29 protein-coding genes and 2 pseudogenes are annotated in these 24,766 nt (G+C 27.8%); 23 read left to right on the top strand and 8 right to left on the bottom strand.

The genetic code is table 11. The features are described from left to right. The first annotated feature begins 53 nt into the window (after nucleotides 1-53). The 3 genes from tsaE to JAHGCCOI_RS01300 all read left to right on the top strand — a co-directional run bounded on the left by tsaE (nucleotide 54) and on the right by JAHGCCOI_RS01300 (nucleotide 2,032). A complete protein-coding gene (tsaE, locus tag JAHGCCOI_RS01310; protein WP_034172214.1) occupies nucleotides 54-554 on the top strand; it encodes a tRNA (adenosine(37)-N6)-threonylcarbamoyltransferase complex ATPase subunit type 1 TsaE in 501 nt (166 codons plus the stop codon). A gap of 79 nt (nucleotides 555-633) precedes the next feature. After that, nucleotides 634-1,224: a tRNA (adenosine(37)-N6)-threonylcarbamoyltransferase complex dimerization subunit type 1 TsaB gene (gene tsaB, locus JAHGCCOI_RS01305; protein ID WP_227807032.1), complete on the top strand. Its 591-nt coding sequence runs from the start codon at nucleotides 634-636 to the stop codon at nucleotides 1,222-1,224. A 382-nt stretch (nucleotides 1,225-1,606) separates the two neighbouring features. Further along, nucleotides 1,607-2,032 (top strand): hypothetical protein, encoded by a 426-nt coding sequence (locus JAHGCCOI_RS01300; RefSeq protein ID WP_479492196.1) that lies wholly within the window; start codon nucleotides 1,607-1,609, stop codon nucleotides 2,030-2,032. A 179-nt stretch (nucleotides 2,033-2,211) separates the two neighbouring features. On the opposite strand, the gene tsaD is transcribed toward JAHGCCOI_RS01300, so the two are convergent. The 8 genes from tsaD to rpsD form a co-directional block, all read right to left on the bottom strand. Beyond that, entirely contained in the window at nucleotides 2,212-3,198 is a 987-nt protein-coding gene (gene tsaD, locus JAHGCCOI_RS01295) for a tRNA (adenosine(37)-N6)-threonylcarbamoyltransferase complex transferase subunit TsaD (protein ID WP_227807034.1), read from the bottom strand. A gap of 87 nt (nucleotides 3,199-3,285) precedes the next feature. Further along, on the bottom strand, nucleotides 3,286-3,801 hold the full coding sequence (folK, locus tag JAHGCCOI_RS01290) for a 2-amino-4-hydroxy-6-hydroxymethyldihydropteridine diphosphokinase (protein ID WP_071345728.1): 516 nt from the start codon (nucleotides 3,799-3,801) through the stop codon (nucleotides 3,286-3,288). Between the two features lie 210 nt (nucleotides 3,802-4,011). Continuing rightward, entirely contained in the window at nucleotides 4,012-4,893 is an 882-nt protein-coding gene (folP, locus tag JAHGCCOI_RS01285) for a dihydropteroate synthase (protein WP_479492195.1), read from the bottom strand. 370 nt (nucleotides 4,894-5,263) lie between these two features. Beyond that, entirely contained in the window at nucleotides 5,264-5,863 is a 600-nt protein-coding gene (locus JAHGCCOI_RS01280; RefSeq protein WP_212509206.1) for a hypothetical protein, read from the bottom strand. A 218-nt stretch (nucleotides 5,864-6,081) separates the two neighbouring features. Further along, nucleotides 6,082-6,948 (bottom strand): DegV family protein, encoded by an 867-nt coding sequence (locus tag JAHGCCOI_RS01275; protein ID WP_227807036.1) that lies wholly within the window; start codon nucleotides 6,946-6,948, stop codon nucleotides 6,082-6,084. 128 nt (nucleotides 6,949-7,076) lie between these two features. Beyond that, nucleotides 7,077-7,718: a diadenylate cyclase gene (locus JAHGCCOI_RS01270; protein WP_479492194.1), complete on the bottom strand. Its 642-nt coding sequence runs from the start codon at nucleotides 7,716-7,718 to the stop codon at nucleotides 7,077-7,079. Nucleotides 7,719-8,057: 339 nt separating this feature from the next. After that, nucleotides 8,058-10,727: a magnesium-translocating P-type ATPase gene (gene mgtA, locus JAHGCCOI_RS01265; protein ID WP_227807038.1), complete on the bottom strand. Its 2,670-nt coding sequence runs from the start codon at nucleotides 10,725-10,727 to the stop codon at nucleotides 8,058-8,060. A gap of 380 nt (nucleotides 10,728-11,107) precedes the next feature. Further along, nucleotides 11,108-11,704, bottom strand: a complete 597-nt coding sequence (rpsD, locus tag JAHGCCOI_RS01260) for a 30S ribosomal protein S4 (protein WP_130427497.1) — start codon at nucleotides 11,702-11,704, stop codon at nucleotides 11,108-11,110. Between the two features lie 859 nt (nucleotides 11,705-12,563). On the opposite strand from rpsD, the gene JAHGCCOI_RS01255 reads away from it, so the two are divergent. The 20 genes and pseudogenes from JAHGCCOI_RS01255 to JAHGCCOI_RS01160 all read left to right on the top strand — a co-directional run bounded on the left by JAHGCCOI_RS01255 (nucleotide 12,564) and on the right by JAHGCCOI_RS01160 (nucleotide 24,766). After that, complete coding sequence (locus JAHGCCOI_RS01255) at nucleotides 12,564-13,193, top strand: sigma-70 family RNA polymerase sigma factor (protein WP_479492193.1); 630 nt, start codon at nucleotides 12,564-12,566, stop codon at nucleotides 13,191-13,193. Nucleotides 13,194-13,198: 5 nt separating this feature from the next. After that, nucleotides 13,199-13,426 (top strand): DUF2963 domain-containing protein, encoded by a 228-nt coding sequence (locus JAHGCCOI_RS01250; RefSeq protein WP_479492192.1) that lies wholly within the window; start codon nucleotides 13,199-13,201, stop codon nucleotides 13,424-13,426. A 71-nt stretch (nucleotides 13,427-13,497) separates the two neighbouring features. Continuing rightward, the gene (locus JAHGCCOI_RS01245; protein ID WP_479492191.1) at nucleotides 13,498-14,589 is read left to right on the top strand and encodes a replicative DNA helicase; all 1,092 of its coding nucleotides are present in this window, start codon (nucleotides 13,498-13,500) and stop codon (nucleotides 14,587-14,589) included. Nucleotides 14,590-15,395: 806 nt separating this feature from the next. Beyond that, nucleotides 15,396-15,614, top strand: a pseudogene (locus JAHGCCOI_RS01240) (DnaB-like helicase C-terminal domain-containing protein); the annotation flags it as partial. Then, complete coding sequence (locus tag JAHGCCOI_RS01235; protein WP_479492190.1) at nucleotides 15,614-16,189, top strand: hypothetical protein; 576 nt, start codon at nucleotides 15,614-15,616, stop codon at nucleotides 16,187-16,189. The pseudogene JAHGCCOI_RS01240 and the gene JAHGCCOI_RS01235, both read left to right, overlap by 1 nt. Before the next feature lies 1 nt (nucleotide 16,190). Then, nucleotides 16,191-16,837 (top strand): annotated as a pseudogene (tmk, locus tag JAHGCCOI_RS01230) (dTMP kinase). Between the two features lie 20 nt (nucleotides 16,838-16,857). After that, nucleotides 16,858-17,148: an HU family DNA-binding protein gene (locus JAHGCCOI_RS01225; protein ID WP_479491965.1), complete on the top strand. Its 291-nt coding sequence runs from the start codon at nucleotides 16,858-16,860 to the stop codon at nucleotides 17,146-17,148. A gap of 19 nt (nucleotides 17,149-17,167) precedes the next feature. Then, a complete protein-coding gene (locus JAHGCCOI_RS01220; RefSeq protein ID WP_479491966.1) occupies nucleotides 17,168-17,365 on the top strand; it encodes a hypothetical protein in 198 nt (65 codons plus the stop codon). After that, nucleotides 17,365-17,802, top strand: coding sequence for a hypothetical protein (locus tag JAHGCCOI_RS01215; protein WP_479491967.1), 438 nt, complete (start codon nucleotides 17,365-17,367; stop codon nucleotides 17,800-17,802). The genes JAHGCCOI_RS01220 and JAHGCCOI_RS01215 overlap by 1 nt, the downstream gene beginning before the upstream one ends. Continuing rightward, nucleotides 17,795-18,028 (top strand): hypothetical protein, encoded by a 234-nt coding sequence (locus tag JAHGCCOI_RS01210; protein ID WP_339332283.1) that lies wholly within the window; start codon nucleotides 17,795-17,797, stop codon nucleotides 18,026-18,028. The genes JAHGCCOI_RS01215 and JAHGCCOI_RS01210 overlap by 8 nt, the downstream gene beginning before the upstream one ends. 17 nt (nucleotides 18,029-18,045) lie before the next feature. Then, nucleotides 18,046-18,366 (top strand): hypothetical protein, encoded by a 321-nt coding sequence (locus tag JAHGCCOI_RS01205; RefSeq protein ID WP_479492189.1) that lies wholly within the window; start codon nucleotides 18,046-18,048, stop codon nucleotides 18,364-18,366. Between the two features lie 2 nt (nucleotides 18,367-18,368). Beyond that, nucleotides 18,369-18,986 (top strand): hypothetical protein, encoded by a 618-nt coding sequence (locus JAHGCCOI_RS01200; RefSeq protein ID WP_479492188.1) that lies wholly within the window; start codon nucleotides 18,369-18,371, stop codon nucleotides 18,984-18,986. A gap of 58 nt (nucleotides 18,987-19,044) precedes the next feature. Beyond that, nucleotides 19,045-20,241 (top strand): AAA family ATPase, encoded by a 1,197-nt coding sequence (locus JAHGCCOI_RS01195; RefSeq protein WP_479492187.1) that lies wholly within the window; start codon nucleotides 19,045-19,047, stop codon nucleotides 20,239-20,241. 3 nt (nucleotides 20,242-20,244) lie between these two features. Next, entirely contained in the window at nucleotides 20,245-21,864 is a 1,620-nt protein-coding gene (locus JAHGCCOI_RS01190; protein ID WP_479492186.1) for a DNA double-strand break repair protein Rad50, read from the top strand. Nucleotides 21,865-21,986: 122 nt separating this feature from the next. Then, complete coding sequence (locus JAHGCCOI_RS01185) at nucleotides 21,987-22,772, top strand: hypothetical protein (protein ID WP_479492185.1); 786 nt, start codon at nucleotides 21,987-21,989, stop codon at nucleotides 22,770-22,772. A gap of 25 nt (nucleotides 22,773-22,797) precedes the next feature. Then, nucleotides 22,798-23,211, top strand: coding sequence for an SVM family protein (locus JAHGCCOI_RS01180; RefSeq protein ID WP_479492184.1), 414 nt, complete (start codon nucleotides 22,798-22,800; stop codon nucleotides 23,209-23,211). A 127-nt stretch (nucleotides 23,212-23,338) separates the two neighbouring features. After that, on the top strand, nucleotides 23,339-23,479 hold the full coding sequence (locus tag JAHGCCOI_RS01175; RefSeq protein WP_479492263.1) for a hypothetical protein: 141 nt from the start codon (nucleotides 23,339-23,341) through the stop codon (nucleotides 23,477-23,479). A gap of 194 nt (nucleotides 23,480-23,673) precedes the next feature. After that, on the top strand, nucleotides 23,674-23,871 hold the full coding sequence (locus tag JAHGCCOI_RS01170; protein WP_236628350.1) for an SVM family protein: 198 nt from the start codon (nucleotides 23,674-23,676) through the stop codon (nucleotides 23,869-23,871). Nucleotides 23,872-23,874: 3 nt separating this feature from the next. Then, nucleotides 23,875-24,090 carry a hypothetical protein gene (locus JAHGCCOI_RS01165; protein ID WP_236628351.1) on the top strand — a complete coding sequence of 72 codons (216 nt, stop codon included), beginning with the start codon at nucleotides 23,875-23,877 and terminating at the stop codon, nucleotides 24,088-24,090. After that, the gene (locus JAHGCCOI_RS01160; protein ID WP_479492183.1) at nucleotides 24,071-24,766 is read left to right on the top strand and encodes a Panacea domain-containing protein; all 696 of its coding nucleotides are present in this window, start codon (nucleotides 24,071-24,073) and stop codon (nucleotides 24,764-24,766) included. Before JAHGCCOI_RS01165 ends, JAHGCCOI_RS01160 begins: the two co-directional genes overlap by 20 nt.

The raw sequence follows: 24,766 nt of genomic DNA, 5'->3' as shown, positions 1-24,766 counted from the left end.
AACAAAGGTCTTATCATATTATTTTAATCTCATAATTAAAGGTCTAAACGCATATGAAAACCAAAATATATTTAGAAACAATTACTAATACCCCAAAAGAAACCCAAATATTAGGTTACAATTTAGGAAAAAAACTCATCAATCAAAAAAAAAACACTCCCAAAGAAAAACAAAGCAAAACAATCATTTTATTACAAGGCTCTTTGGGTTGTGGAAAAACTATCTTTACTAAGGGTTTTATTAAAAGTTTTGCCATCCTTCAAAATGTTTGTAGTCCTACTTTTGTCATTTCTAAAACCTACAAGAACAAATTGCACACTATTTATCATCTTGATTTATATCGCACAGACCTTGAGACTGAATTTTTAGAAGAACTATTAGAAGACCTTACTTATCAAGATTTTGTTATAGTAGAATATTTTCAAAATTGCAGTTACCTTTTTCCTGATTTTGCTTTTTTAGTAGAAATGACATTTTTAAATGAAACTCAAAGAAAAATTACTATCTATCAAAATAGCAACCTTGATAATAAAAATAAAAGTGGATCAAAATGATATGCAAAATACTTATTCCAAAATCAACCTTTAAATTTTTTTGCAAATCTCTAATCAAACTTTTGAAAGCGATACGACAATGAATCACAAAAACATTTTAATTCTAGATACTGCCACCAAAAGCCAAATAGTTATTTTAGTTATCCAAGGAAAAATTACTACTTTCAAATCCCGCCTTGGCAAAAACGATTATGTTCCTTGCATGATTCCTTTAATTGAAAGCGTCTTACAAGAAAATAATTTAGGTCTAAACAACTTAGATGCTTTAATAGTTGGTGTGGGTCCTGGTTCTTATACTGGCACTCGTGTAGCAGTTCTTACAGCCAAAATGTTATCCTTCAACTTACAAATCCCTTTATACCAAATAAGCAGTCTATTACTTTTATCTAGTGGTTATTCTTATGCTTCACTTACTCCTTTAATTGATGCTAGAAGTAATGCTTTTTTTGCTTTAAGCCTCAAAGAAAACCACATTTACTTAAACGAAGATAGATTTGAAAGCAGTTTCTTGCAATCTTTTCCTAATCATTTATTAATTGAACCAACTACTATCAAAATAGATTTTTGCACCATCAAACAATTTGCAAAAATTGTTTCCAATTGCCATTTATTAGTTCCTAACTACTTAACCAAAACCCAGGCAGAACGCAATTTAGAAAAAATCGATTGACAAAAAAAGTAAAAATATTTTTAAAAAAAATTAAATAATCCCAAAAAGAGACTTTTGAAGTCTCTTTTTTTTATATATAAAATTGCAAGGAAAGAACTCATGATATACAGATTAGTGAGCAAAAAATTGTTTTTTTTGTGATAAAATGACATTAGTAGCAAGTTTTTTATTTTTTGAACTGCTGTGGCAAATTTGTAAAAAGATGGGGTTAAAAAAATGTAAAAATGTACATACAAAATAACAATTATTTTTTCATTTCAATATTTACTTTTTGGTTTTAAAAAAATATATATTATTATTTAATTTTTTTAGTTTTAATGATTACAATTATTTTTATTTTTTTTTAAAAAACATAAAATAAAAAAGGATCTATATTATAAAAATGAATAATGCAAAAAGAAAAAAATCATTTTATTTAAAAGTATCTAAATTATATTTATTAATTTCTTTATTATTTTTTATATTAAATATTACTTATGTTTTTGCAACAACTAATAAGGAAACACAAACATACACTTCATCCAGTAGAGCATATAAACCTCATAATGAAGGCGAAGAAAAACAAGTAGACTGGGAAAATCCTAATACTTGGGATAAAGTTTATGATTCTAATAATAAACAAATTTCAAAAAGATATTTTAAAGAGGGCAGCGACGAAGATAACAAACAAGTTAATTGGGATCGCGATAAAACTTGGGATAAAACGTATTATGATGGCAACTTTGCAGAAGAAGTTCAAGCTGAAGAATATATATTAACTGAAAGGCATTACACATCAAATAGTAAAAAATATAAAAAAAATAGTTAATTGTGAACTGTTCCGTTTTTTTAGACACTTTTTAAGTTTAATGAAATTATTTGTTAGTTTGAAAAGATAAGAAATTATCTATTTAATTTTAAGTCTTAAAGAGTAATTTTGAAATAAAAAAGTGTCTAAAAAAACGGAACAGTTCAATATTATATAAAAAAAAGGGGTATTATCAAAAATCAAAAAAACAAATTAGGATTTGCTGTAAGATCATATTTTTTAGAAGCTTTAGTAATTTGGTTCTGATAATACGCTGCAATACCTATCATAGCAGCTTGATCAGTACAATATTGCAAACTAGGAAAAATAACTTCCAAGTTAGCAAAAGATGTCATAAACTTTTGTCTTAAACCAGAATTAGAAGCAACTCCACCAGTAACAATTAATTGTTTAGCGCGATATTTGGTTAAAGCTATTTTAGTTTTTTCATATAAAACATCAATAACACTAGCTTGAAAAGAAGCGCACAAATCAGGAATGTTGATATCTTTTAGGTTTTGTTTCATCACTAAATTTACCAAAGTGCTTTTGAGTCCTGAAAAACTAAAATTCAGATTATCATTTTTTAAATAAGGGCGCACCAAATGATAAGTGTCTTTTCCTTGTTGGGCTAATTGATCAATCAAAGGTCCTCCAGGATAAGGCAGATTGAGGTTTTTAGCAATTTTATCATAAACTTCTCCTACCGCATCATCAAGAGTAGTGCCAAGAGGTTTGATTTGGAGGTGGTCCGTAAGATAAAAAAGATCGGTGTGTCCTCCAGAAACTAAAAGTACTAAGGCAGGAAAATTAATTTCATGTTCAATTTGAGCAGAATAGATATGCCCTAATAAATGATTTACTCCCAAAAGAGGCTTTTGATAAGTGTAGGCAAAAACATTAGCGGCGTTAATGCCAACTAGCAACGAACCTACCAAACCAGGTCCTTGGGTAACTGCTACTAAATCAATTTCTTGAGGGGTAAGGTTCGCTTCTTTAAGGGCTTGTTGTAATACCAAAGTCATAAATTGAATATGTTTTCTAGAAGCTATTTCAGGGACTACTCCACCAAAAATTTGATGATCTTTAATTTGGGAAAAAACTACATTAGAAAGTACTTTTTTACCATTTTGAGTAACTGCACAACTCGTTTCATCACAACTAGTTTCGATTGATAAAATATTCATATAATTTCCTTTTTGCAATTTTATTTTTACATTAATAAATATAGTTTAAAATAATTAAGTTATCTAAAAATGAAACAGTTAGGTTTTTTAAAAAGAAGGTTGATACCATTGATTATTTTCAATTATTTTAACTGCATTTTGATCTAATTGGTTTTTCCATTCTAAAATAGTTTTGGTTTGTATTATTTGGTTAGGCAAAATATCTGCTAAGGGGGCAAGGACAAAAATTCTTTCTAACATATAGGGATGAGGAATAGTTAATTTAGGAGTTTTGCAAGTATGATTTCCCAAAAACAAAATATCTAAATCAATAGTACGCGGTCCCCATAATTCCAGTCGTTTTCTTTTGAGTTTCATTTCTACAGATAATAAAAAATCTAAAAAAAGTAAGGGAGGTAGGAAAGTTTTGATAAGAGCAGCAGCGTTTAAAAATAAAGGTTGGTCTGTTTTTCCCCAAGGAAGAGTTTCATACAAAGGAGAAACTTTCAAAACTTCGCATTGAGGATGCAAATTAATCATTTTTAAAGCAGTTTGTAAATTATTCTTTTTAGCTCCCAGATTACTACCAAGTCCTATGGCTGCTACATTGTTATTAAGTTTCATTGTTTTATACGTTCTTTACTTGGGTATAGTTATAAAAAATAGAAAAATGTTTGCAAAATATTTGTTTTTAGAAAAATATTTGATAAGTTTGACAAGTCATAAATTCTTTTTTTAAAAATGTGTTTTATTTGCGTTTTTTATGTTGCAAAAATTAATGTTTTTCATTATTTTAAAAGGGATAATTTTAAAATATATTTAGGATAACAATATTTATATTTTTTTCATTAAAGTATCTGCTAAAAGCAAACTATTTTTATTCATTTTGACATTATGCACTCGAAAAATCGAAGCTCCTTTAGTTCTTAACAAAAAATTAGCAGTAGCAGTAATGGCATCTAATGATTCTACTTGCAAAAGGCTTTCAGTTGGAATTATTGCTTTAAGAAATCTTTTACGCGAAAGACCTACCAATATGGGTAATTCCATTTTAGTTAATTGCTCAAATTCTTTTATAATATCAAAGTTTTCATCAATGTTTTTTTCAAAACCAAACCCAGGGTCAATTACTATTGCCTCTGTTGCAATTTGGGCTTGTTTGGCAATTTCTAAGGAATGATTTAAAAAATAAAATTGGTCTTGTAAGGCATTAGAAAGTTTTTTGCGATTTCTGCCTGTATGCATAATACAAACACCTGCATTTAATGAGGCAATTGTTTGTGCCATTTGAGGATTTTGTTGCAAGCCACAAACATCATTGATAATATGAGCTCCTGCTTTAATGGCTAATTTAGCGGTTTGAAAATGATAAGTATCAACAGAAATAATGACTTTAGGATGACGTGATAATTCTTTAATAACAGGCAAAATGCGTTTTTGTTCTTCTAAAGGAGTAATTGGGATTGCTCCTGGACGAGTAGATTCGCCTCCAATATCAATGATATCAGCACCTTCTTTGAGACAACGAAGAGCATGATTAACTGCTTTTTGATTAGTAAAATGTTGGTTTCCATCTGAAAAAGAATCAGGAGTAACATTAATAATTGCCATAATTAAGGCTTTATGAGAAATTTCAATTTGGCGGTTGTGAGCCAGTTTCCATATTTTAGGGTGTTTGGAATAGAAATTAATTGTTTGATTTTTAAGTCCCATCATAAACTTGGTTACCTTTATATCTATGTTTTATAATTTTAAGAATTGGAATAAAGTTATTTTGCCCAAAGATGTTTATTATTAAAGAGGGTTACCAAAAGACACAAAAAATGTTTTTTCATCAATTCATTTTAGAAAAAAATAATAAGGCTATGGGGGTTATTAAAATAGATATTTTTATAACAAATTAATCTTTTTCTAAAATAAATGTCAAGGAAAAAAAGAAAAGACCGTGCTGATGCGGTCTTCGCTTATTTGAAAATTAAGTATTGAAATAAATAAACAATTTATATAATTTAAAATTTTAAAGGAGCTTAAAATTAAAAATAGTTGTTACTTGCAAATCATAAATAATAAAAATAGCAAAACAATATTATGGTTTTTGTATGTTATATTTTATCTGTAATTTTTTTTCTTTAGTTTGGAATCCAGAAGGAAAAACTTTAGAAGCATAAATGGTAAATTGAACAATAATTTTTTTTAAATTACCGTTTTGATCAATAATAACTGGTTTATTTTTATTGTCATAAGAAACAAAACTTTGTTGAGGTTGTTCTTTGTATTTCCATAAAATCTGAACATTAAAAAAATCTTTTAATTGTTCGTTTAAATCAAGGTTTTCAAAAAAATAATTAATATCTAGTTTGGTATTTTTTCCGTTTATAAAAGTTAATTTGTCATTTTGAGTTTTTAGAGTAGCTTCTTGTTCAAAAATAACTCTATCTGTTTGTTCTGTTGTCATTAAAAAACTATGTTCTGTAGGAACTAAAAATTTTTTATTGGTGTCGTGAAGATCTGCGGGTTTGGAAACTGACAATTCTGCAGGAGCAGCAATTTTTAATCCAAAATTACTATCCTTTTTTAATTTATGCCAATCTTCTATAGCATAAGCGATGGTTGTAATAAAAAAAATTAATACTAAAACCAAAAGTATTTTGAAAAAAAGTTTTTTTCTTTGGTAAAATATAGACACTTATTTGGTTCTTTCTAACATCAAGGATATAAAAATATAATGTAACTAAAATATAGCTACAATTTTATTGTATCTTAAAATAGCCAAAAAGATAATCAAAAAGATTGTTTAAGTGTTTTTTAAAGGCGGGTTTTAAAAGTTTTTGGGATAAAAAGTTTTGACTGTTCTAAAACTTTAAACAAAATCAGGGATTAAAAAATAATGCATTCCATTATAAGTTAATCTGTAATTTCGTTAAGATAAAATCCAAATCCTTTATAGCCAATATGAGCTGCTACTACAGGAGAAATAGCACCATAAATAGTAGCTTTAATTTGGGGGTTAGCTAATTTTGTGATTTGTGCTAAAAGTTCTTTGGCATCTTTGTCATCATCTACATAAATAACTTGAATATCAAGTTTATTATTTGCAGTTTTGTGTTCTAATATTTTTTTAAGAAAATAATTAAAACAGTTTTTTAAGTTTCTTACTTTTTTTTCAATTGATAACACTCCTTGTTGAATTTTTAAAATAGGATGTATTTTCAAAAGATTGCCAATTAAAAATCTAAATTTGGAGATACGTCCATTATAAGCTAATATTTTTAAATTATTAACAGTGCATAACAAAAAGCCTTTTAGTTTTTCTTCATTGATTTTATCAGTGATTGTTTGAGGGCAAACATCAGGGTTTTGAGTAAGCCAATCATTGATTCTTTGTAAGAAAAAATAAACTCCAGGACCAATATTTTGAGTATCAATAACAGTAATATTAGGATTGTTAAGCATTTTTTTAGCTAAAAGAGCACTATTATGAGTACCACTTAGTTTACTGGATAAAGTTAAACAAATAACGTGTTTATATCCTAAGTCAAATTGTTCCTTGAAAGCTTTAATAAAAAGCTCTGGATTGGGTTGGCTGGTAGTTACTTTTTGTTTGTTTTCAATAAAATTTAGTAAAGTGGTATTGTCAATGGCACCATCCATATAGCTAGTTTCTCCAACAATTAATGTTAAAGGCACTACTGAAATATCTTCAAAAAAGTTTTTGCCATAAGTATTTCCGCAAGTAGAATCAACTACAATACCTAATTTTCGTTTATTCATTTATTTGTTTCCTTTTCGTCTTTGATTGGTATATTTGGTTTGGGGGTTGAGGTTAGTTGGGATTGTTTTATTTTATAAAATGGGGTTGTATTTTATTTATTTTGTATTTTAAAGAATTTTTATTTTAATTAATTCATAAAAATAGCTAAATATTCTTTAAGTTTTTCTTGTTCGTTAGTTTGAAACATCATCCCTTCTAAAGCAATAGAAATATTTCCTGTTTCCTCAGAGACAACAATTGTCATACTATCTGTAGTTTCGCTAATCCCTAAAGCTGCACGGTGACGCGAACCAGTTTTTTTGTCTAAGGAATCAGCTGATGAAGACAAGGTAAAATAGGCACTAGCGCACAAAATTTTATCTCCTCTAATAATAACTGCTCCATCGTGTAAAGGTGTGTTGAGAGCAAAGATGTTTAATAACAATTCTTTAGAAACATTACCATCAATTAAGATAGCTTTTTGGGCGTATTGTTCCAAAGTATTATTTTTTTCAATCGTAATTAAGGCTCCTATTTTACGAGAAGCAAGTTCTAAAGTAGCTTTAATAATTTCTTTTTGGGTATTATCTCCACCCATAAAAAAGTTTTGTCGTTTGATGTTCCAATGCTTAGACCAATTATTAAAAGCAACTCTTAAATAAGGAGCTTTGATGATGATGATACTAGTTAGAATAAAATTTAATAGACAATCATAAATGTTTTCAGAAATATCTAAACTAAGATATCTTTTAAAAATAGGTTCAACAAAAGTATCATGGTAGCTTTTCAAACAATAAACAAGGGAAAATAACAGCAAAAATAAAAATACCATATTTAAAACTTGATATTTGCGTAAGAAAAAATGAAAAACAATAAAGATACACAAAAACAAAAAAACTGTCCATAAAGGAGAAGTGCCAAACATAGAAATTCCTTTCAAAAATGATTATGATTGATAAATTGAAAAATTTGGGAGGCGAAAAAAGGGGCGATATTAGAAAGCAAAACAATCAATTTATAATTAATTTTTAGCAAGCAAAAACCAAAGCAAACCATTTTATTTTGAAATAATAAATTTTGAAATAATAAAATAATAAAAGGATAAAATAACGAAATTAGTTAATACAATTTATAATAATTGTTTGTGTTTTTGAATAAAGATTTTTTTAGCCCATATCATAACTAATGAATAAATAACTACTAAAAATAACAAAAAGGAAAAAATTGTAGGTTTTTCAAAAATTGATTTATCTAAATTAAGGGCTTGACTTACAATAGGCATTAAAGGAAGGAAAGTAGTAATTACCAAACCTAAACAACAACATGCCATAATAAGGAAAGAAGGAAGGTTTTTTTGATTGTTTTTAGCAATAATTTTGTCAGTTCGCAGTAAGAAAAGGGTTAATGTTTGTGACCACATTGAAAAAATAAACCAACTAGTTTGAAATAATTGTGGACTTTGGGATAAGTTTTTTAAAATAAATTTCATTCCAATTAAAAAAGCCACATCCAATAAGAAAGAAAAAAAACCAAACCATAACATAAAACTTTTAATACTTGCAAAATCCCATTTGCGTGGTTTTTGTAAATAAATATCATCAACATTATCAAAAGGAATAGCAAAACAAATCAAATCATAGATAAGGTCTAAAAATAAAACTTGTAAAACTATCATAGGTTGAAAATTAAGACATAAACTAGCAAGCAAAATACTGAGGGAATTGGCAAAATTAGAAGATAGAGTAAATTTAATGTATTTAAGGGCGTTAGTATAGGTTTTTCTTCCTTCTACAACTCCTTGTTCTAAAACGATAAGTTGTTTTTCTAACAAAATAATATCTGCAATTTCTTTAGTAATTTCAGCACCACTATCAACACAAATACCTAAATTAGCTTGTTTCATAGCAGAAGCATCGTTAATTCCGTCACCCATAAAAGCAACGATATTGCCTTTTTGTTTAAAAACAGATACAATTCTTGCTTTTTGTTCGGGGGATAATTTAGTAAAAAGATTAGTTTTTTGAGAAGCTTCGTAAAGAGCATCATCACTTAAATTATCGATGATACTCCCTTGAAGACAATAAGTTGTTTGAATATTTAATTTTTGGGCAATAGCTTTGGTAAGAATATCGTTGTCTCCTGTAAGGATTTTAACAATAATACCTTTTTGTTGCAAAGAGGCAATAGTTTGGGTTGAACTTTCTTTAATAGGGTCTAAAAAAGTAAGCAATCCGATTAGAACCATTGATTTTTCTTCAATTTGTCCAGGAGTAAAACAGGGTTGTTGTTTGGGATTTGAGATAAGTTTTTGGGCTACTCCAACTACGCGATAACCTTTTTGATTATAAGTTATGGTTTGTTGCAGGACTATTTGTTTGCTTTGGTCACTTAAAGGAACAACTTTGCCTTCAAGTTCTACATGATCACAAATAGCAAGTATTTCTTCAATTGCTCCTTTAGTAATCATTTGTTGTTTTTGGGAAACATCTTGTATTACTACACTCATTTTTCTTCTTTTAAAATCAAAAGGAATTTCATCAATTTTGGTAAATTGCTCGGTGATTCCTTGTAAAGAAGGATGTAGAGTTTGGACATTATTTGTTTTGGTAATAATGGCTTTATCAATTAAACTTTTAAGCCCTGTTTGAAAAAAACTATTCAGATAGGCATGACGCAAAACACGGATATCTTCGTTGCCATTAAGGTCTAAGAAATTTTCCAAAAAGATTTGGTCTTCGGTAAGGGTTCCTGTTTTGTCAGTAAATAAAATATTCATTGCTCCAAAACTAGAAATAGCATTTAGGTTTTTAACAATTACTTTGCGCTTGGATAAAGCAACAATTCCTTTAGAAAAAGAAGTAGCAACAATTAAGGGAAGCATTTTAGGAGTAAGTCCAAAGGCAATAGTAAGAGCAAAAAGAAATGATTGTAATAAAGTATTTTGAGGTTTTTTAAAGTTGAATAAAAATACTAAAGGCGCCATTAAACAAATACATATCATAAGTAATTTAGCGATGGAATTAATACTTTGATCTAAGTGTGAAAGGGATTTTTTTTTAGTAATTTCCTGGCTGATATTACCTAAATAAGTATCTTTTCCGGTGACTAAAACAATACCTGTAGCATAACCAGAAATAACAGTTGAACCTGCTAAAACTAATTTAGGATCGTCTAAAATAGTTTCACTTTGTAAAAAAGCACACGCCATTTTTTCTACTGGTTCTGATTCACCAGTAAAAGTAGTAGTTTTTACAAAAAAATCTTTAGTTTCTAATAATTTAATATCAGCTGGAATAATATCTCCTGCCGAAAGAATAACAATATCTCCTCTTACTACTTCTTCTAAAGCGATTTCCAATTTAGAATTATTTCGTTTAACTGCAGTTGTATTTTGTACCAAAGTTTTTAATTGAGAAGTAATTTTTAAATGTTTACTTTCTTGACTAAATTGGACAATGACAGAACCCAAAAACATTAAAATAGTAGTTATAATAGTAGCATAACTTCTATTTTCTGGACTGGGAGTAAGAACATCATTAACCAAAGAAATAAGAGTTAAAATTAATAAAACAATATTAAAAGGAGTAATTGCAATTTGGAGTAATTGTTTAGTAAAACTGGTTTTGATTTCTTGGGATAAAATATTTTTACCATACAAACTTTGATGCAACATTACTTGATTTTGATCTAATCCTTGCAAAGAAGAATTAAGGGTTTGTAGAGTTTGTTCTTGGGATTTTTGACTCATAGTTTTTAAAAAATCAATTGTTTCTTGGCGTTTTAAATTTACTTTTTTCATATTAATCAATTCCTTTTTTGAGATTTTTAAAAGTTAAAAGTTAATCAAAAACAATTAAAAACTGAAACTTTAATAATTGATAATTAGGGTAAAATGTTAAATAAATGATATTAGTTTACAAAAATATTATAATATAAAAAGCTATGTTTATTATAGACAATAAGTTTTTTTGGTAGTTTTTTGGGTGGGGGGGTTATGTTAGTTTATATATACTATTATATTTGTTTTATAATTATTATTTTATGTAATTAGTTATCTTAATTATGGATTATTAATAAATAAATTATTTTTGGTTGTTTTTTATTATACAATGACAACTAATTAACTACTATTTATATATTCCAAATACACAAAAAACACCCTATTAAAGGGCGTTTGAGTTATCTATTATAATATTCAACTATTAATTGTTCGTTAATATCTGGTAAAAATTCGTTTCTTTGAGGGTATCTTACATATTTACCCACTAATTCTTTATCTAAAGAAACATAATCTGCGCGAACAAACTTACTATTTAAAGCTTCTTGGACAATATTTAGATTTTTAGATTTTTCTCTTAAAGTAACTGTTTGCCCTGGTTTTAAACGATAAGAAGCAATATCTACTTTTTTTCCATCTACTAAAATATGACCGTGATTAGCTAATTGTCTTGCTTGAGCTCTTGTTTTGGCAAATCCTAAACGATAAACTACATTATCAAGACGAGATTCTAATAGTACTAAAAACATTTCACCATGAATCCCTTTTAGTTTGCTTGCATTATCAAAAGTTTTGCGAAATTGCTTTTCTGATACGCCGTAAGTAAAACGTAATTTTTGTTTTTCTTGCAATTGAAGCCCATAATCACTTAATTTAACTTTTTTTTGACCGTGTTGTCCTGGACCATAAGCTCTTTTGCGTAATTCTTTTCCAGTTTCTGAAACCGAATAATTAAGGCGTCTTGAAACTTTCCAAAGTGAACCTGTATAACGTGACATTTGTAAACTCTCCTTTTTTAAGGTAAGTTTGTGTAACCAAATAATTAATAATCGCCTGCTTTCTTTTCTTTCTTAAACAGCAAAGAATTACTTAGAAAAGCCTCTAAAAGACAAGGGATTAGTTTAATTATTTTAGCTACATCTGTTTTACCATCACTAATATTCTATAAAAAAAAGATGAAATAGTCAAGTATTTTAGTGATTTTCTTTTAATTTTAGTTAATTTGGAAGATGTTTTTTTATTTATAGTTAGTTATTTGGATATAAAAACCCCAAACTAAGTAAATAGTTTGAGGTTGTAATTATAAATGATGTTTTATTATTTTGCAGTTAATGAATTATTTTTTATATTTTGTTTTGATTCTAATTGTTCTTCTAATAATATTTTTTCTTTTAACAATTTATTATTAGGTAAATAAACAAATAGCAAATAGCAACTAACTATCAATACAAAAAGAATAAAATCATAATACATCAATAAATAATTTATCTTGGGAAATATTTAATGTTTATGATGAACCTTTATTAGAAGGCACAATATATAATTATATAAGATGATATGGAACACATTTTATTTCTGTATTTTTTTCTATTATTACATTGTTTTTATTTGGATTACTTATGTTAAGGCAAGAATTACTTTTTAAATGTTTGTTTTTGGATTGCTATTTTGTTATAGGTTTATTGGCTTTTAGGATATATGTAGCTGTAGAAATGTTTGAGGTGTTCCAAAACTTTGGACAACTTTTTACTTTCTAAAAATTCTTTAAGACTAACTATTAAGTTAGTCTTTTTTTCTTTTCAAGACTAAAAAAATAATTTCTTATCTTTTCTAAAAATATTTTTAGGAAGGAATAAAATGTTAAGACAAAAATTATTTAAAGATTTTTTAAAAAATAAAAAGAATTTAGCAATTCGCGATCAATTAATCGAAATGCATTTACCATTAGTAAAAAAAATAGTTAAACAATTTAAATATTTCCCTAAAGCACTTCAAAGAGAGGATTTATACCAAGAAGGAATTTTAGGTTTAATCAAAGCTTTAAATAATTACCAAGATTTAGGATGTGATTTTATTGTCTATGCTACCCCAACAATTAAAGGTGAAATCATAGAACTTATTAGAGGTCTACAAACCACTTCTATTTCCAGAGAAGTTTTTCGGAAAGAAAAACAAGTAAGTAATATTCCTTTTGAAGAAAAACAAACCCAATCTTTCAAAGCCAACAATCTAACCCCTCATCAAATTTGGTTAACCCAAGTTAATCATGAATTGTTTATTGAAAAAATCAAATCTAATTTAAATAAACAAGAATTCGAAATTATTAGATTAAGTTTTGGGATTCCTTTAAAAATCCAAAACCAATACCCTCAAATTGAGTATTCCAACAAAGACATAGGTAAAATGTTGAATTTATCTGCAACACAAGTAAAATTTATCAAAACCAAAGCAATTGCTAAATCAAAAAAATATATAAAAAGGAAATAAATAATATGAATTATCAAAAAAATACAACTACTTACTACAAACTCGATGGCAAAACAATTTGTGGTATTCATGAACATGACCCTGATACATGGAATTTTATTAAAACAACCTGGTTTAATAAAGATGGCAAAACAATTGATTGTATTACTGAATATGATCCCATAACAGAAGAACCAATCAAAGAAACCTTATACAATTCTGACGGAACTGTTAAAGAAGAAAAAACTTTTTAATCAATATAGAAACTAAACCCCTTTTTTAAGGGGTATTTTTTATACCCAAATTAAAAAAAGGAGTTAGAAAGATGATTGAAGCAGAACGTGCTTTGTTGGGGGTTGTCCTTTTAAACCCCGAAATAATTTCTTCAGTTTTTAATGAAATTACAGAAACTGACTTTTACAGTCCTCATCATAAATATATTTTTAAAGCCATGAAAATATTACATCAAAATAATAAAGAAATTGATTATGCTTCTATAAGTGCTATTTTAGAAAATGAAAAATTATTAAAACAAATAGGAGGAATTAATTATTTAAATGAATTATCTGATTTGATGCCTTCTCCTCGACACTTAGAAACATACATTGATTTAATTAAGGAAACATCTTTAAAAAGAGAAATTGGCGGTATTATTGCTAAATTATCCCAAATTGCAAGAAGTAAAATAGCTCCCCAAGAGATTTTAGAATTAATAGAAACAAATACTGCAAAATTAAGAAAAAAACTCACCCCCAAGTTTAAAGATTTAAAAAGTTGTGTTTCTAAAGTAATCAAAGACATTTTGAAAAACCACAATAAAAATAAATTAGTTGGAGTTAAAACAGGATTTAATAATATAGATGATTTAATTGGAGGCTTTAAACCAGGACAATTAAATATTTTAGCTGCAAGAACAGGAATGGGCAAAACTGCCTTTATGTTAAATTTGGCTGTCAATATTGCTAAAGTTTTTCAAAATATCCCCAAAAAACATAATATTTTGATTTTTAGTTTAGAAATGACATCCGAAGAATTAATTAAACGTTTAATCAGCTGTGAATCTCAGATTAGTATCAAAAAAATGGAACAACAACAATTAACTCGTGAAGAAAAGTTACAATTATTGCAAACAGAAGAAAAATTAACTGAATTGAATATTTTAATTGATGATGACAGAAATACCAAAATAGAAGAAGTTAAAAGAAAATGCCGTCAATTAAAATTTCACCAAGGACTTGATATAATTTTCATTGATTATCTACATCTTTTAAGAGACGATCAATTTCTTAATTTAAATCAAGCAATTGGGATTATTACTCGTGAATTGAAAAAGTTAGCAATGGAACTACAAATTCCTATTATTGCTTTAAGCCAAATGAACCGCGCAACTTTAATGAGAGAATCTGGGCGCGAATAAACGCACCATTATAGCAATCTAGCCAATTGCCACGGACTTGATTATTCCGTGAGGTCATGCGGTTGGTCAGTCAAACGAAAGAATGGCGGATTACAGCAGACCGTAAAAGCGAAGTGAGGTGAAATAACTAGCCAAGATGCTCTCGCAAGACTAAGATAGTCATGGAAAAGGTGCAAAACCCTAATCGTGGAAATTATCGTAATCTCATAACGTCAGGGCAAGTTAGTGAAACCCCTGAAATGAAGGAAGATATGAAGATATTAGATTTGTCTTCATATATAATCACATGTCGCTTTAAATAGCACCCTTCATGATATCGTTGACGGAAACAAAGTGTTCTAGTCTAGCCACAAGCTTTAACAACGAAAGCGAACCTAAAACTATCAGGCATAATGATGTCGGAAATTCGAGATTCCTAAAAACCATCCCAAACAGGGGAAATTAAAATGCCTCTGGGTTCAAGGAAAAAGAGACTTTTAGTAGTCGGAGGAATTAAAACTTGGTTTGGAATAACCAAGATAATTGCCCTCACACGGAGCCTAGGAAAGCTAGGTACAAGGCGAAGAAGTTAGATTCACAGGATTATTCAATTCGGGAGAAAGGAGGTTGATGCAAATGCAACCAACTGAAGCAGATAAAGCTTCTAAGCTTTCAAACTTACTGAATAATCAATCAACTAAATAGTGATATTTAGAAGACCCTAGAAATAGGCTGTGAATGGGAAAGCCGTATGCTTGGAAACTTGCTCGTACGGTTTGGAGCGGGGCTGCACGTAAATAACCAACACGCGTGTAATCTATCGCTATAAAATCCCTAATCTTTCAGATTTAAGAGATTCAGGTTCAATTGAACAAGATGCCGATATGGTAATGTTTTTGCATCGCGAAAGTTATTATGAAAAAAATCAATTTACAAACGTTGTAGAAGATTTTACCCAATTTATTGTTGCTAAAAATAGGGCAGGTAAATTAGGCCAATGCAATTTTAATTTTGATAAAGAAATCCAAAGAATCGAGGAAAATTAATGTTAATTTCAAAAAAAATTTTATCCCACATTAAACCTGATAATTACTTTAAATATCCTTTTAATCAATATATGAAATTAAATCATCAAAGTTTGAATCATTATTTTCAAATTACCAAATCAACTTCCCAAAAGCAAATAGTACTGCGTGGTAAAATTAACGAATATCTAATTTTAATTTATTTTCGACATCGTGGAATCACCAAACAATATCCCCAAACATATTTATTTTTTATTCCTGATATCAAATTTGATTTAGTATTGTTTACCCAAAACAAACGAATTGTTGCTTTTAATTTTAAAACTTGCCTCCGTGAACGTTACAAACAAGCTATCATCGAAGCTCAACAACTAAAAAAACTCGATACGCGTTTTGAATATTACTTATTAACAAATGATGCTATCGAATCCCAAAGGCTCAACAATAAAATTAAAAACGGCAAAGTCCAAGGAATTGATAAAGTAATTGATTGTTTTTCTCAAAAAGCTAATATCTTTGTAAATACCTTATTCCAAAGACAATTTATTTCTTTTAAAGATATTAATTTAATCAAAAATACGAAAGGAAATAATTAAAATGTGGAATAAATTAATAGTTTTTGAAGGGCTAGATGGAAGCGGCAAAACTACTTTGATTAATAAATTAAAAAAATCTTTAATTAATAAAGGACAAAAAGTAAAAGTTTACCAAGGTTTAGGAAGTAGTTCTATTGGAAACGAAATAAGAAATTTGTTTTTATACCAAAAAAAACAAGTACAAAAACTAAATATTTTCTTAGTTTTTCCAACATGATCCAAACCCAAGATGAATTAATAATACCTAATCTACTTAGTGGCCATCTTGTTATAGTTGACCGTTGGTATGATTCTACTTTAGCTTATCAAAGCAATAGTAATTCCATAGATTATGATGATGAAATAACATCAAAAATTATTAATCAATATTTACTCAAACCTCATTTAACTTTCTATCTAGATATTGACCCCCAAATTGGCTTACACCGAAAACAATCAATCCCCCATCATAAATTAGACTTAATCGAACAAAAACCACTAATTTATTTTGAAAATGTGCGTCAAAATTATTTAAATCAACATAAATACTGTAATGATGTAAATTGTAAACACCAAAATTGCAAGTATTTTTTAATTAATGCAACCAACTCACAAAAAGATAATTTAGCCCAAATAATCAAAACTTTAATTAATAAAAAAATATTATAAAAAAAGGAGACAACAAAACAATGACTAAGAAAGAATTAATCAAAGAAGTTGCAAAGCAACTAAAAACTTCAGTTGCAAAAACCGAAGAATTTTACAATTCATTTGAAAATACCTTAATTAAATCAATCACATCCAACGAAGAGGTAGTTTTATCACCTCAACTTGGTAAATTCATCTTAAAATCAAGAAAAGCCCGTTTAGGAAGAAACCCCCAAACAGGTAAAAAACTCAAAATCCCTGCCTCAACCGCAGTTAGTTTTAAAGTGTCAAAAACACTTAAAGATGAAGTTAAAAAACTCAAATTAAAATAAAATAAGGAGAATAATTAACATGAGTGATGGAATGACAGAAGCATACCGTGGGACTTATTTCAAAGACTGTAGCAAACCAATAACCAAGAAAAAAATCAACAAATACCACCAACCCAAAGGCAAATGGCTTAATTTAGACCGCCCAAATAAAACTTTTAAAAACAAAAAGAAATTAGCTGAAAACAAACGAATAAAGGTAAGTGAAGGCGGTGAATGATGTTTATTATAACAATTTTTACAACAATTAGCAATTTTATTCTAAATTATACCAAAGGATTTAGCACTACCGAAATACTTGAACGAAGAATGGATGGAATCCAAACAACGCTTTTCACTATTCTTATTGTTTCTGGTTTCAAACCTATTTTTAAATTAATTACAAATATTATTGTTTTTATTAAAGATTTAGTTGTAGCTTTCTTTTTCCCCAACAAAAAACTACAAAACTTAGAAATTAAAAGTGCCAGACAAGAATACCTAGAACAACAATTATTACAAAAAATAGATAAAATCAATGCAAATCAAGAAAAACTCCAATCCCAAATAGAAGCACAAAGAGTTAAAGTTGCGAAATGGAAAGAAAAAAAAGCAAGAAAAAATTCAAATAAAAACCAATCTAATTCAATTATAAACAAGGAGGATGAAAATGAATGATCTAAATTTCGCAATCGGTTTTATAGTTGGCGCTCTATTTACAACTGCTTTAATGTTTATCATTAAAAAAATATTTTTTAATTTTGTACCATTGCCAGAAATCAATCAAAAAAATGAAACACAAAAAGAAAGTAAACCTAAAAAATCATTTTCAATTATTCCAAATCCAAATAACGAATCAAAAGAAAAAAACAATTTAGAAAGTAACAAAGAAATAAATAATTAATACAAAGGAGAAAAAACATGATCAAAAAAATAATACAAACCAAAAAAACAAATAAAAAATCAACCGAATTAAAAAATAAAAAAGTAATAAATTCAAAATCAAGTCCACCAAGCAAAACAATGGTAGTAAAAGTACCAACCACCCCAGAAAAACAACCAACTCAAACAACTTCCAATAACAACAAAAGCAATTTATTAAAACCATTTATAAATTTAACTATCGTTTTATATTTTATTTTACATGTCAACGTTATTTATTACCAAAACCAAATCCCTTGGTTAACCACAGGTATAAATAATTTAATTGATATCATTAAATCAACCTTAGGAGGTAAATAATCATGAAAAAAACAAACCAAAATCAAAATATCAAAATTATAATTGTCCTGACAATTTTAATTTGTTCTTGTTTTGCAATTAATTCTTGCCTTGCACTTGTAAATTATTTCTCACACCAAAGACAAGAAAACATTAAATTAATGAGTAAAAATGATGCCCCTTTATTTGAAGTAAATAGAGTAAGCGGTAATAATGAAGATAAAACCCTTATCCCTTTACCTATGCCTAATTTAAATCCAAATAAATTTCATCACACAGTGACTATCAATCATCAAGCCATTTTGAAAACAAATGGATTTGACATTAGTGTTCCTTTATATCTAAAAATAACTCCAAAATATGACACTCATAACACTTTTTTAAATCCTGAATCACTCTTTAACTTAGAAGTTAAAAATAATAACACACTCTATGATGACACCAATCGCAAACAAATGGTTAACGATAATGATGGCAAATGCAATATCAATATTCAAATTAAATTAGAACAAAACGATTTTGTTCAAGCAACAAATCCACAATTAACCTTAGTTCTTGACTATGAATTAGTGGATAAAAATGGAAACGCATTTAGCGGTAGTGGCACCACTCTAAACACCAAAATTGAAAATTTAGTTTAAATAAAAAAATAAGACTAAGTTAAGAAAACTTAGTCTTATTTTAGAAAGGAAATAAATTATGAAAACCAAAAACCAAACTTCCACCCAACCACTTTTCTTAAAAGCAATGACAATCATCATTTTGTTTCTTTTATTTTGGTTAGCAACTTATGTCTGGATTCATCACCAAACTTTAAGTCAAACCGAAAAAGAAATTGTTTCTTTTAAAAATAAATTAGAAGCCACCCAAACTTTAAGTGAAGAACAAAAAAATATATTAAAGCAAGAATTACAACAAGCAGAAACCAAAAAGAAAGAACAAACTGAAGAAATTGATAATAATTCTTCAACAAACCCAAAACAATTAAATTCAGAAGGAGTTGTTTTTCAACCTGCTGACTCTCAAAAATTTATAGGTTTTGACAAATTAATCGGTTTTAAAGAAGAATTACAAGCAGTTCAAGGATTTATTGATTATTTAAAAAACCCTGAAAACTACCAAGGTATTGGCGAAGTTGAATCACCCCTAGGAATTTTAATGTATGGTTGCCCAGGAACAGGTAAAACCACTTTAGCACGAGCACTTGCCAAAGAAACCAATTTACCATTCTTTGAAGTTAATAGTTCCCTTTTTTCCCAAAAGTATAAAGGGGTAGCGCCACAAATGGTAAAAGATTTATTCACTGATGCAAGAATTGCTGCAGAAGAGTGTAATGGGGCGATCATCTTTTTAGATGAATGTGAAACTATTTTCACTAATTTAAGTATGTTAGAAGCAGGTTCAGAAATCGCAAATGTTGTAAACCAATTCAAAATGGAAATGACTTCCCAGGATAATAACCCTGAAAAACCAATTTTCATTATTGGCGCAACAAACCAATACCATCTGATTGATGAAGCGATTAAATCCCGTTTTGCGTACAATATCGAATTAAAACCAGGAAATAAAACTGAACGACAACAAATGCTAGAATTCTTAATTGAAAAAAGAAAAAATCCTTACAGTGAAGAAACAAAACAGTATTTATTTGAAGTTATTAACGAAGCTTTAGAAAACTTACCACAAAATAAAGAATTCTTAAAAGCTAATCGTACCTTAGAAAACTTATTAAAAACTACTGTTAGTATTTTTGCCCAAAACCGTGGTAAAGGCGAAAACAAAAGAAATGAAATTAACAAAGAAGATTTAAAACAGGCTTATCAATTGATTATTTCACCAGATACTACTTTATTAGACCAAATTGAAAATCAATTAAAACCGAAAGGAGGTGAATAATCTATGTTATCACCATTAGACGTACTGAAAGTTTTTATTAATTTAAAATCTTATTTAACGTGGTTTTTAATTGCTACTACTGTTTTTGGCCTTTTTTGTTTCATCAAAAACAAATTTTTTCACAATCAAAACACCACAACCCTAAAAAGTTATTTAATTTACTTTTTAATTATTCTTGCCTTATTCAGTTTTCTTTACTTATCTTTCTTTCATAAAACTGAACCATCATCTAAATACACAGCTCAATTAATTGAAAAAATTGGTGAAGCAATTAAAAAATACGATGACACAATTAATAACTACAATGGTTTAAAAAAAGATTGGGAAAAAGAATTAGAAAAATGTGAAAAAGAACTCAAAGACCTTTACGAACAAAAAGAAATAACTCAACAAGCCAAAGATAAAATCAAAGAGGCATTGGATAACAATGAAACAAAAATTAAAGAAATAAAAGAAAAATTAAGTAAAAATACCGAAAATATCACTATCTTAAAAGGTAAACTTTTACAATTAGAACAAGACAAAGAAGCTAAAGAAAAAGAAATTAAACAAAAACAAGAAGAAGAAAAATTAGCATCCCCTGATGACAAAATAAAATTACAAGCTCTAATCTCTAAATTACAAGACGAACGAAGAGAAATAATGGAACAAATAGCACAAGTTTCAACCCAAATCAAAGATTTAGAAGCCGCCCAAAAAAAGTATGAAGATATGCTATCTAACGCTATCAAACTAAAAGAGTCAATACAACGCGATTTTAATGAATTATCATCAGGCGAACAACAACTTTTCACTAAAATCAAAAAAGAGGAGGATCGTAGAGCTGAAATTCAAAAAAACATTGATGAAATCGATGTCAAAACAGCAACTATCGAAATAGAAAGAAAACAATTAGAAATTTTACGCCAAGGCGCAGACGCATCCAAAGCTGCTCTTGATGACTGGGATAAAAAACACGAATTTAGTTTTGGCAACCTTCGAGACGCCCTTTTCCAAGGTGCCGAATTATATATGGATGCTTTTGGTGGGCGCGGTTTCTTAAAAGCAGTAGCAGGCGGAGTTACTAAAAAAGTCGCTGGAGACATAGCAAAAGCAGGATTAATAATTCACGAAACTCATCGAGTAATTAATTTAGCCAAAGACCTATTTGTTAATGAAGATGGAACACCTAAAATGATGTCAAAAGAAACTTATGACTCTATTTGTTCGCGTATTGACCGCGATAAAGACAAACTTGATGCCGATTACAAAGACTATAAAAAGAAAAAAGAAGAATATGAAACTCGTCAAGAACCTATAAATTTAAAGAAAGAAATACAAACAGAGAAAAACCAATTAACTGAATTTAAACAACAAGACGAATCTGTAATCAAAGAATACGCAACCATCACAGAAGAACTAACCCGAAAACTAAATGGAGTTTCAGGAGAAAACGTACAAAAATTAAAACAAGAAGAAGATGAACTCCGCGAACTTCACGAAAATAAAGTTGCCAAAATCGAAAACGCAAAAGAAGAATTAAAACAAAAAAATCCTAGTTATGCTCGCGCCCAAAAACGCTACGAAGAAAAACAAAAAGAAAAAAAATATGCTAAATTTTTTCAACCAATTACTAATAAATAATCATTAAATTTAACCTAATAACCTTTTTATTGGATATTTAAAAAATAAAGTTGTATAATAGTGATGTATTCATATTTCAATATTTGATAATAATCACTATTATCAGGAAGGAAATGAAATTTATGAATAATAATAATAATTTTCAAAAACATTTAATAATTCTTGGGGTTATCGCTTTTTTAGTAATTATTGTTTTAATTGGCATTTTTCGAAAAAAAGACGATGTTAAAAAAGTTCAAGATTTAGACAAAACACCATTATCAAAACAAGAATTACCCAAACCATCTCCTCAACATAAAACCCAACTTCCAAAATCTAAATTTAAAAGAACTCAATCTCATTTCGACAAAATTAAAGCTTATGTTCTTTCAGAAACCGATGACAAATCTTTATTACCCAAAAACCTTTCCCCAGAAGAAGAATCAGAAATCGAAACCGCAAAAGAAGAATTAAAACAAAACAACCAACAGATCAATGAATATCAAGAAAAATGTGATAATTATAATCACGAAATTAAAGAAATTAAAGATAAATTTCCTTCATTAAAAACTCAACAAACTAATTTACAAAAAAAACACGATGACAAAGTACAAGAAATCAATCAAGTAAAATCACAATTACAAAATAAAAAATCACAACTACAAACTCAAGGAATATCAATTTATAATAATCCTGAAATCTCTAAATTACAAGCTCAAATTTCTAAATTACAAGGCGAACGAAGAGAAATAATGGAACAAATAGCACAAGTTTCAACCCAAATCAAAGATTTAGAAGCTGCCCAAAAAAAGTATGAAGATATACTATCTAACGCTATCAAACTAAAAGAGTCAATACAACGCGATTTTAATGAATTAACTATCTCTAGTCTCCAATCCCACTACGACATCACCTCATCTGAGGGATAAAAAAATTAAAGGAGATTATTTATCAATGTTTAAATTAAAAAAACATTTACTTTTATTTAAAATAGTTTTGTTTTTGATTTTGGGATTATTATTTGTTATTAACAACAATAATAATCAAGTAATGGCAGCTCCTAATGAAGAGTTTGTTGGTAATATGAGAATCGTTAATGTAACTTTTTCAAATATTAATATTATTAAAAATTTTCAACCATTTTCACAATATTTTGATTTTACACTAACTGGTCCACGTTATAATGGAAACATAGCAGAATTTGCAATGATATGGAAAATTAAAAATCCACCTCATAATTTATTAGGTGTTTTTTTTGATAATAGTACAAGAGATGATGAAGATGATAAATATACTTTAGAAGAATTAAAACAAATGGGTAATGGAGCTGGAAATATGTATATTTTTTGGCAATATGAACAAAAATAATTTTTCTGAATTAATAAAAGGAGTTAAAATAATGTTAAATTACAAAATCAATTTAAAATAATAAGGTATTTGTTTGTTTATTTTCTTGGGATTATTATTTATTATTAAAAATAAACAAGTGATGGCGATGAATAATAGTCATGTTTCGCCAAATAACGGACATGATAATAATCATATTAATCTTGAATTACAATTTAGTATTTTACGAGATTTAAATTTGCAACAAAATAGAATAATTCAACAAATTTTTAATGCTAGAAATAAATAACTCTTCTGAAGAAGTTATTAGCCATTTTATGAGGCAAAATGTTGAATTAAGTAGTCGTATCGCTGTTCAACAAATTATTGTTCCAATGCGATGCCACAACAAAACAATCCAAATCAATCAAATAATCCTAAAAGACTTTAAATAATTTAAAGCATATTTTATTGTTATTATCAATATTAAATGAGAATTAATTAATGTTTAAAATCAAAAATAATTTATTATTATCGAATATATTTTTATTTATTTTATTAGAATTATTATTCATCATTAATAATTATCAAGTTATGGCAATGGATAATAACGATATATCTGAAAATAATTCAATTGTTGATAATAATAATGAATATAATACTTTTAGAAACTTATTATTAAATCAAGGAAGAATATCTTAATAATTGATTAATGCTCTTTTTAATCATAGTCCAGAAACAGAAATTAATGTTTTATTACGTCAATTACAACAAATACATCAACAAATAATAATTTATCAACAAAGACAACTAAATAATCAGGAACGAATGTTAAGAAATTTTGATAATAACACAACAAGAATTCAATTAGAAAGAGAATATTTATCGTTAACACAAAAGGATGATAACAGCTATCAATAATACGCCACTTTATGCTTCAGAAGAACAAATAAATAATTTAAGAAATATTCAATCAGAAATAGACCAAAATCAAAGACAAATTAATATTATAATACAACAAACCCAACTAAACCCAAAAAAATTAATTAAACAATTAAAAATCATCAAAAAATATGTTAAAATATACAATATAAAAAATAGGAAGGGAATAAATATGAAAACATCCATCATCCCCAACAAAAACCAAATTAACGTTTTTGATGTTGCACTTTACATTGTTGAAAATAATCCTCATCCAACTACTAAAATGAAACTAAATAAAATGATTTATTACGCTCAAGCAAAACATTTAGTGCAAACTAAAAAACCTCTTGTAAAAGAACAAATCCAAGCTTGGATTTATGGTCCTGTTTTTCCTGAATTGTGCGCACAACTAAAAGAATTTACTTATAAACCGTTAAATCCCGATTCTTTATCAATGGGAGATGCAACTAAAATAAATGCAGCTCAAAAACAAATCCTTGATGATATTATTTCATTATACGGCAACAAAGAAGCCAATTTTTTATCTCAACAAACTCACGAAGAAGACCCATGGAAAAATACATATTATATCAATTCCGATTGGTCTAAAAACATTATTAAAAACAAAGATATTTTAGAATATTTTTCTAAAAACACCAAACACATTTGTTAA

This window comes from Mulberry dwarf phytoplasma (assembly GCF_056504655.1).
Note: the sequence above shows the minus strand (reverse complement) of the source record. Positions and strands in the feature narration are given on the sequence as shown.

Bases quoted from the DNA above. Each gene is read 5' to 3' on its own strand.
- tsaE (WP_034172214.1), top strand. From the start codon at position 54: ATGAAAACCAAAATATATTTAGAAACAATTACTAATACCCCAAAAGAA.
- tsaB (WP_227807032.1), top strand. From the start codon at position 634: ATGAATCACAAAAACATTTTAATTCTAGATACTGCCACCAAAAGCCAA.
- JAHGCCOI_RS01300 (WP_479492196.1), top strand. From the start codon at position 1,607: ATGAATAATGCAAAAAGAAAAAAATCATTTTATTTAAAAGTATCTAAA.
- tsaD (WP_227807034.1), bottom strand. From the start codon at position 3,198: ATGAATATTTTATCAATCGAAACTAGTTGTGATGAAACGAGTTGTGCA.
- folK (WP_071345728.1), bottom strand. From the start codon at position 3,801: ATGAAACTTAATAACAATGTAGCAGCCATAGGACTTGGTAGTAATCTG.
- folP (WP_479492195.1), bottom strand. From the start codon at position 4,893: ATGATGGGACTTAAAAATCAAACAATTAATTTCTATTCCAAACACCCT.
- JAHGCCOI_RS01275 (WP_227807036.1), bottom strand. From the start codon at position 6,948: ATGAATAAACGAAAATTAGGTATTGTAGTTGATTCTACTTGCGGAAAT.
- mgtA (WP_227807038.1), bottom strand. From the start codon at position 10,727: ATGAAAAAAGTAAATTTAAAACGCCAAGAAACAATTGATTTTTTAAAA.
- rpsD (WP_130427497.1), bottom strand. From the start codon at position 11,704: ATGTCACGTTATACAGGTTCACTTTGGAAAGTTTCAAGACGCCTTAAT.
- JAHGCCOI_RS01255 (WP_479492193.1), top strand. From the start codon at position 12,564: ATGTTAAGACAAAAATTATTTAAAGATTTTTTAAAAAATAAAAAGAAT.
- JAHGCCOI_RS01250 (WP_479492192.1), top strand. From the start codon at position 13,199: ATGAATTATCAAAAAAATACAACTACTTACTACAAACTCGATGGCAAA.
- JAHGCCOI_RS01245 (WP_479492191.1), top strand. From the start codon at position 13,498: ATGATTGAAGCAGAACGTGCTTTGTTGGGGGTTGTCCTTTTAAACCCC.
- JAHGCCOI_RS01235 (WP_479492190.1), top strand. From the start codon at position 15,614: ATGTTAATTTCAAAAAAAATTTTATCCCACATTAAACCTGATAATTAC.
- JAHGCCOI_RS01225 (WP_479491965.1), top strand. From the start codon at position 16,858: ATGACTAAGAAAGAATTAATCAAAGAAGTTGCAAAGCAACTAAAAACT.
- JAHGCCOI_RS01220 (WP_479491966.1), top strand. From the start codon at position 17,168: ATGAGTGATGGAATGACAGAAGCATACCGTGGGACTTATTTCAAAGAC.
- JAHGCCOI_RS01215 (WP_479491967.1), top strand. From the start codon at position 17,365: ATGTTTATTATAACAATTTTTACAACAATTAGCAATTTTATTCTAAAT.
- JAHGCCOI_RS01210 (WP_339332283.1), top strand. From the start codon at position 17,795: ATGAATGATCTAAATTTCGCAATCGGTTTTATAGTTGGCGCTCTATTT.
- JAHGCCOI_RS01205 (WP_479492189.1), top strand. From the start codon at position 18,046: ATGATCAAAAAAATAATACAAACCAAAAAAACAAATAAAAAATCAACC.
- JAHGCCOI_RS01200 (WP_479492188.1), top strand. From the start codon at position 18,369: ATGAAAAAAACAAACCAAAATCAAAATATCAAAATTATAATTGTCCTG.
- JAHGCCOI_RS01195 (WP_479492187.1), top strand. From the start codon at position 19,045: ATGAAAACCAAAAACCAAACTTCCACCCAACCACTTTTCTTAAAAGCA.
- JAHGCCOI_RS01190 (WP_479492186.1), top strand. From the start codon at position 20,245: ATGTTATCACCATTAGACGTACTGAAAGTTTTTATTAATTTAAAATCT.
- JAHGCCOI_RS01185 (WP_479492185.1), top strand. From the start codon at position 21,987: ATGAATAATAATAATAATTTTCAAAAACATTTAATAATTCTTGGGGTT.
- JAHGCCOI_RS01180 (WP_479492184.1), top strand. From the start codon at position 22,798: ATGTTTAAATTAAAAAAACATTTACTTTTATTTAAAATAGTTTTGTTT.
- JAHGCCOI_RS01175 (WP_479492263.1), top strand. From the start codon at position 23,339: ATGAATAATAGTCATGTTTCGCCAAATAACGGACATGATAATAATCAT.
- JAHGCCOI_RS01170 (WP_236628350.1), top strand. From the start codon at position 23,674: ATGTTTAAAATCAAAAATAATTTATTATTATCGAATATATTTTTATTT.
- JAHGCCOI_RS01160 (WP_479492183.1), top strand. From the start codon at position 24,071: ATGATAACAGCTATCAATAATACGCCACTTTATGCTTCAGAAGAACAA.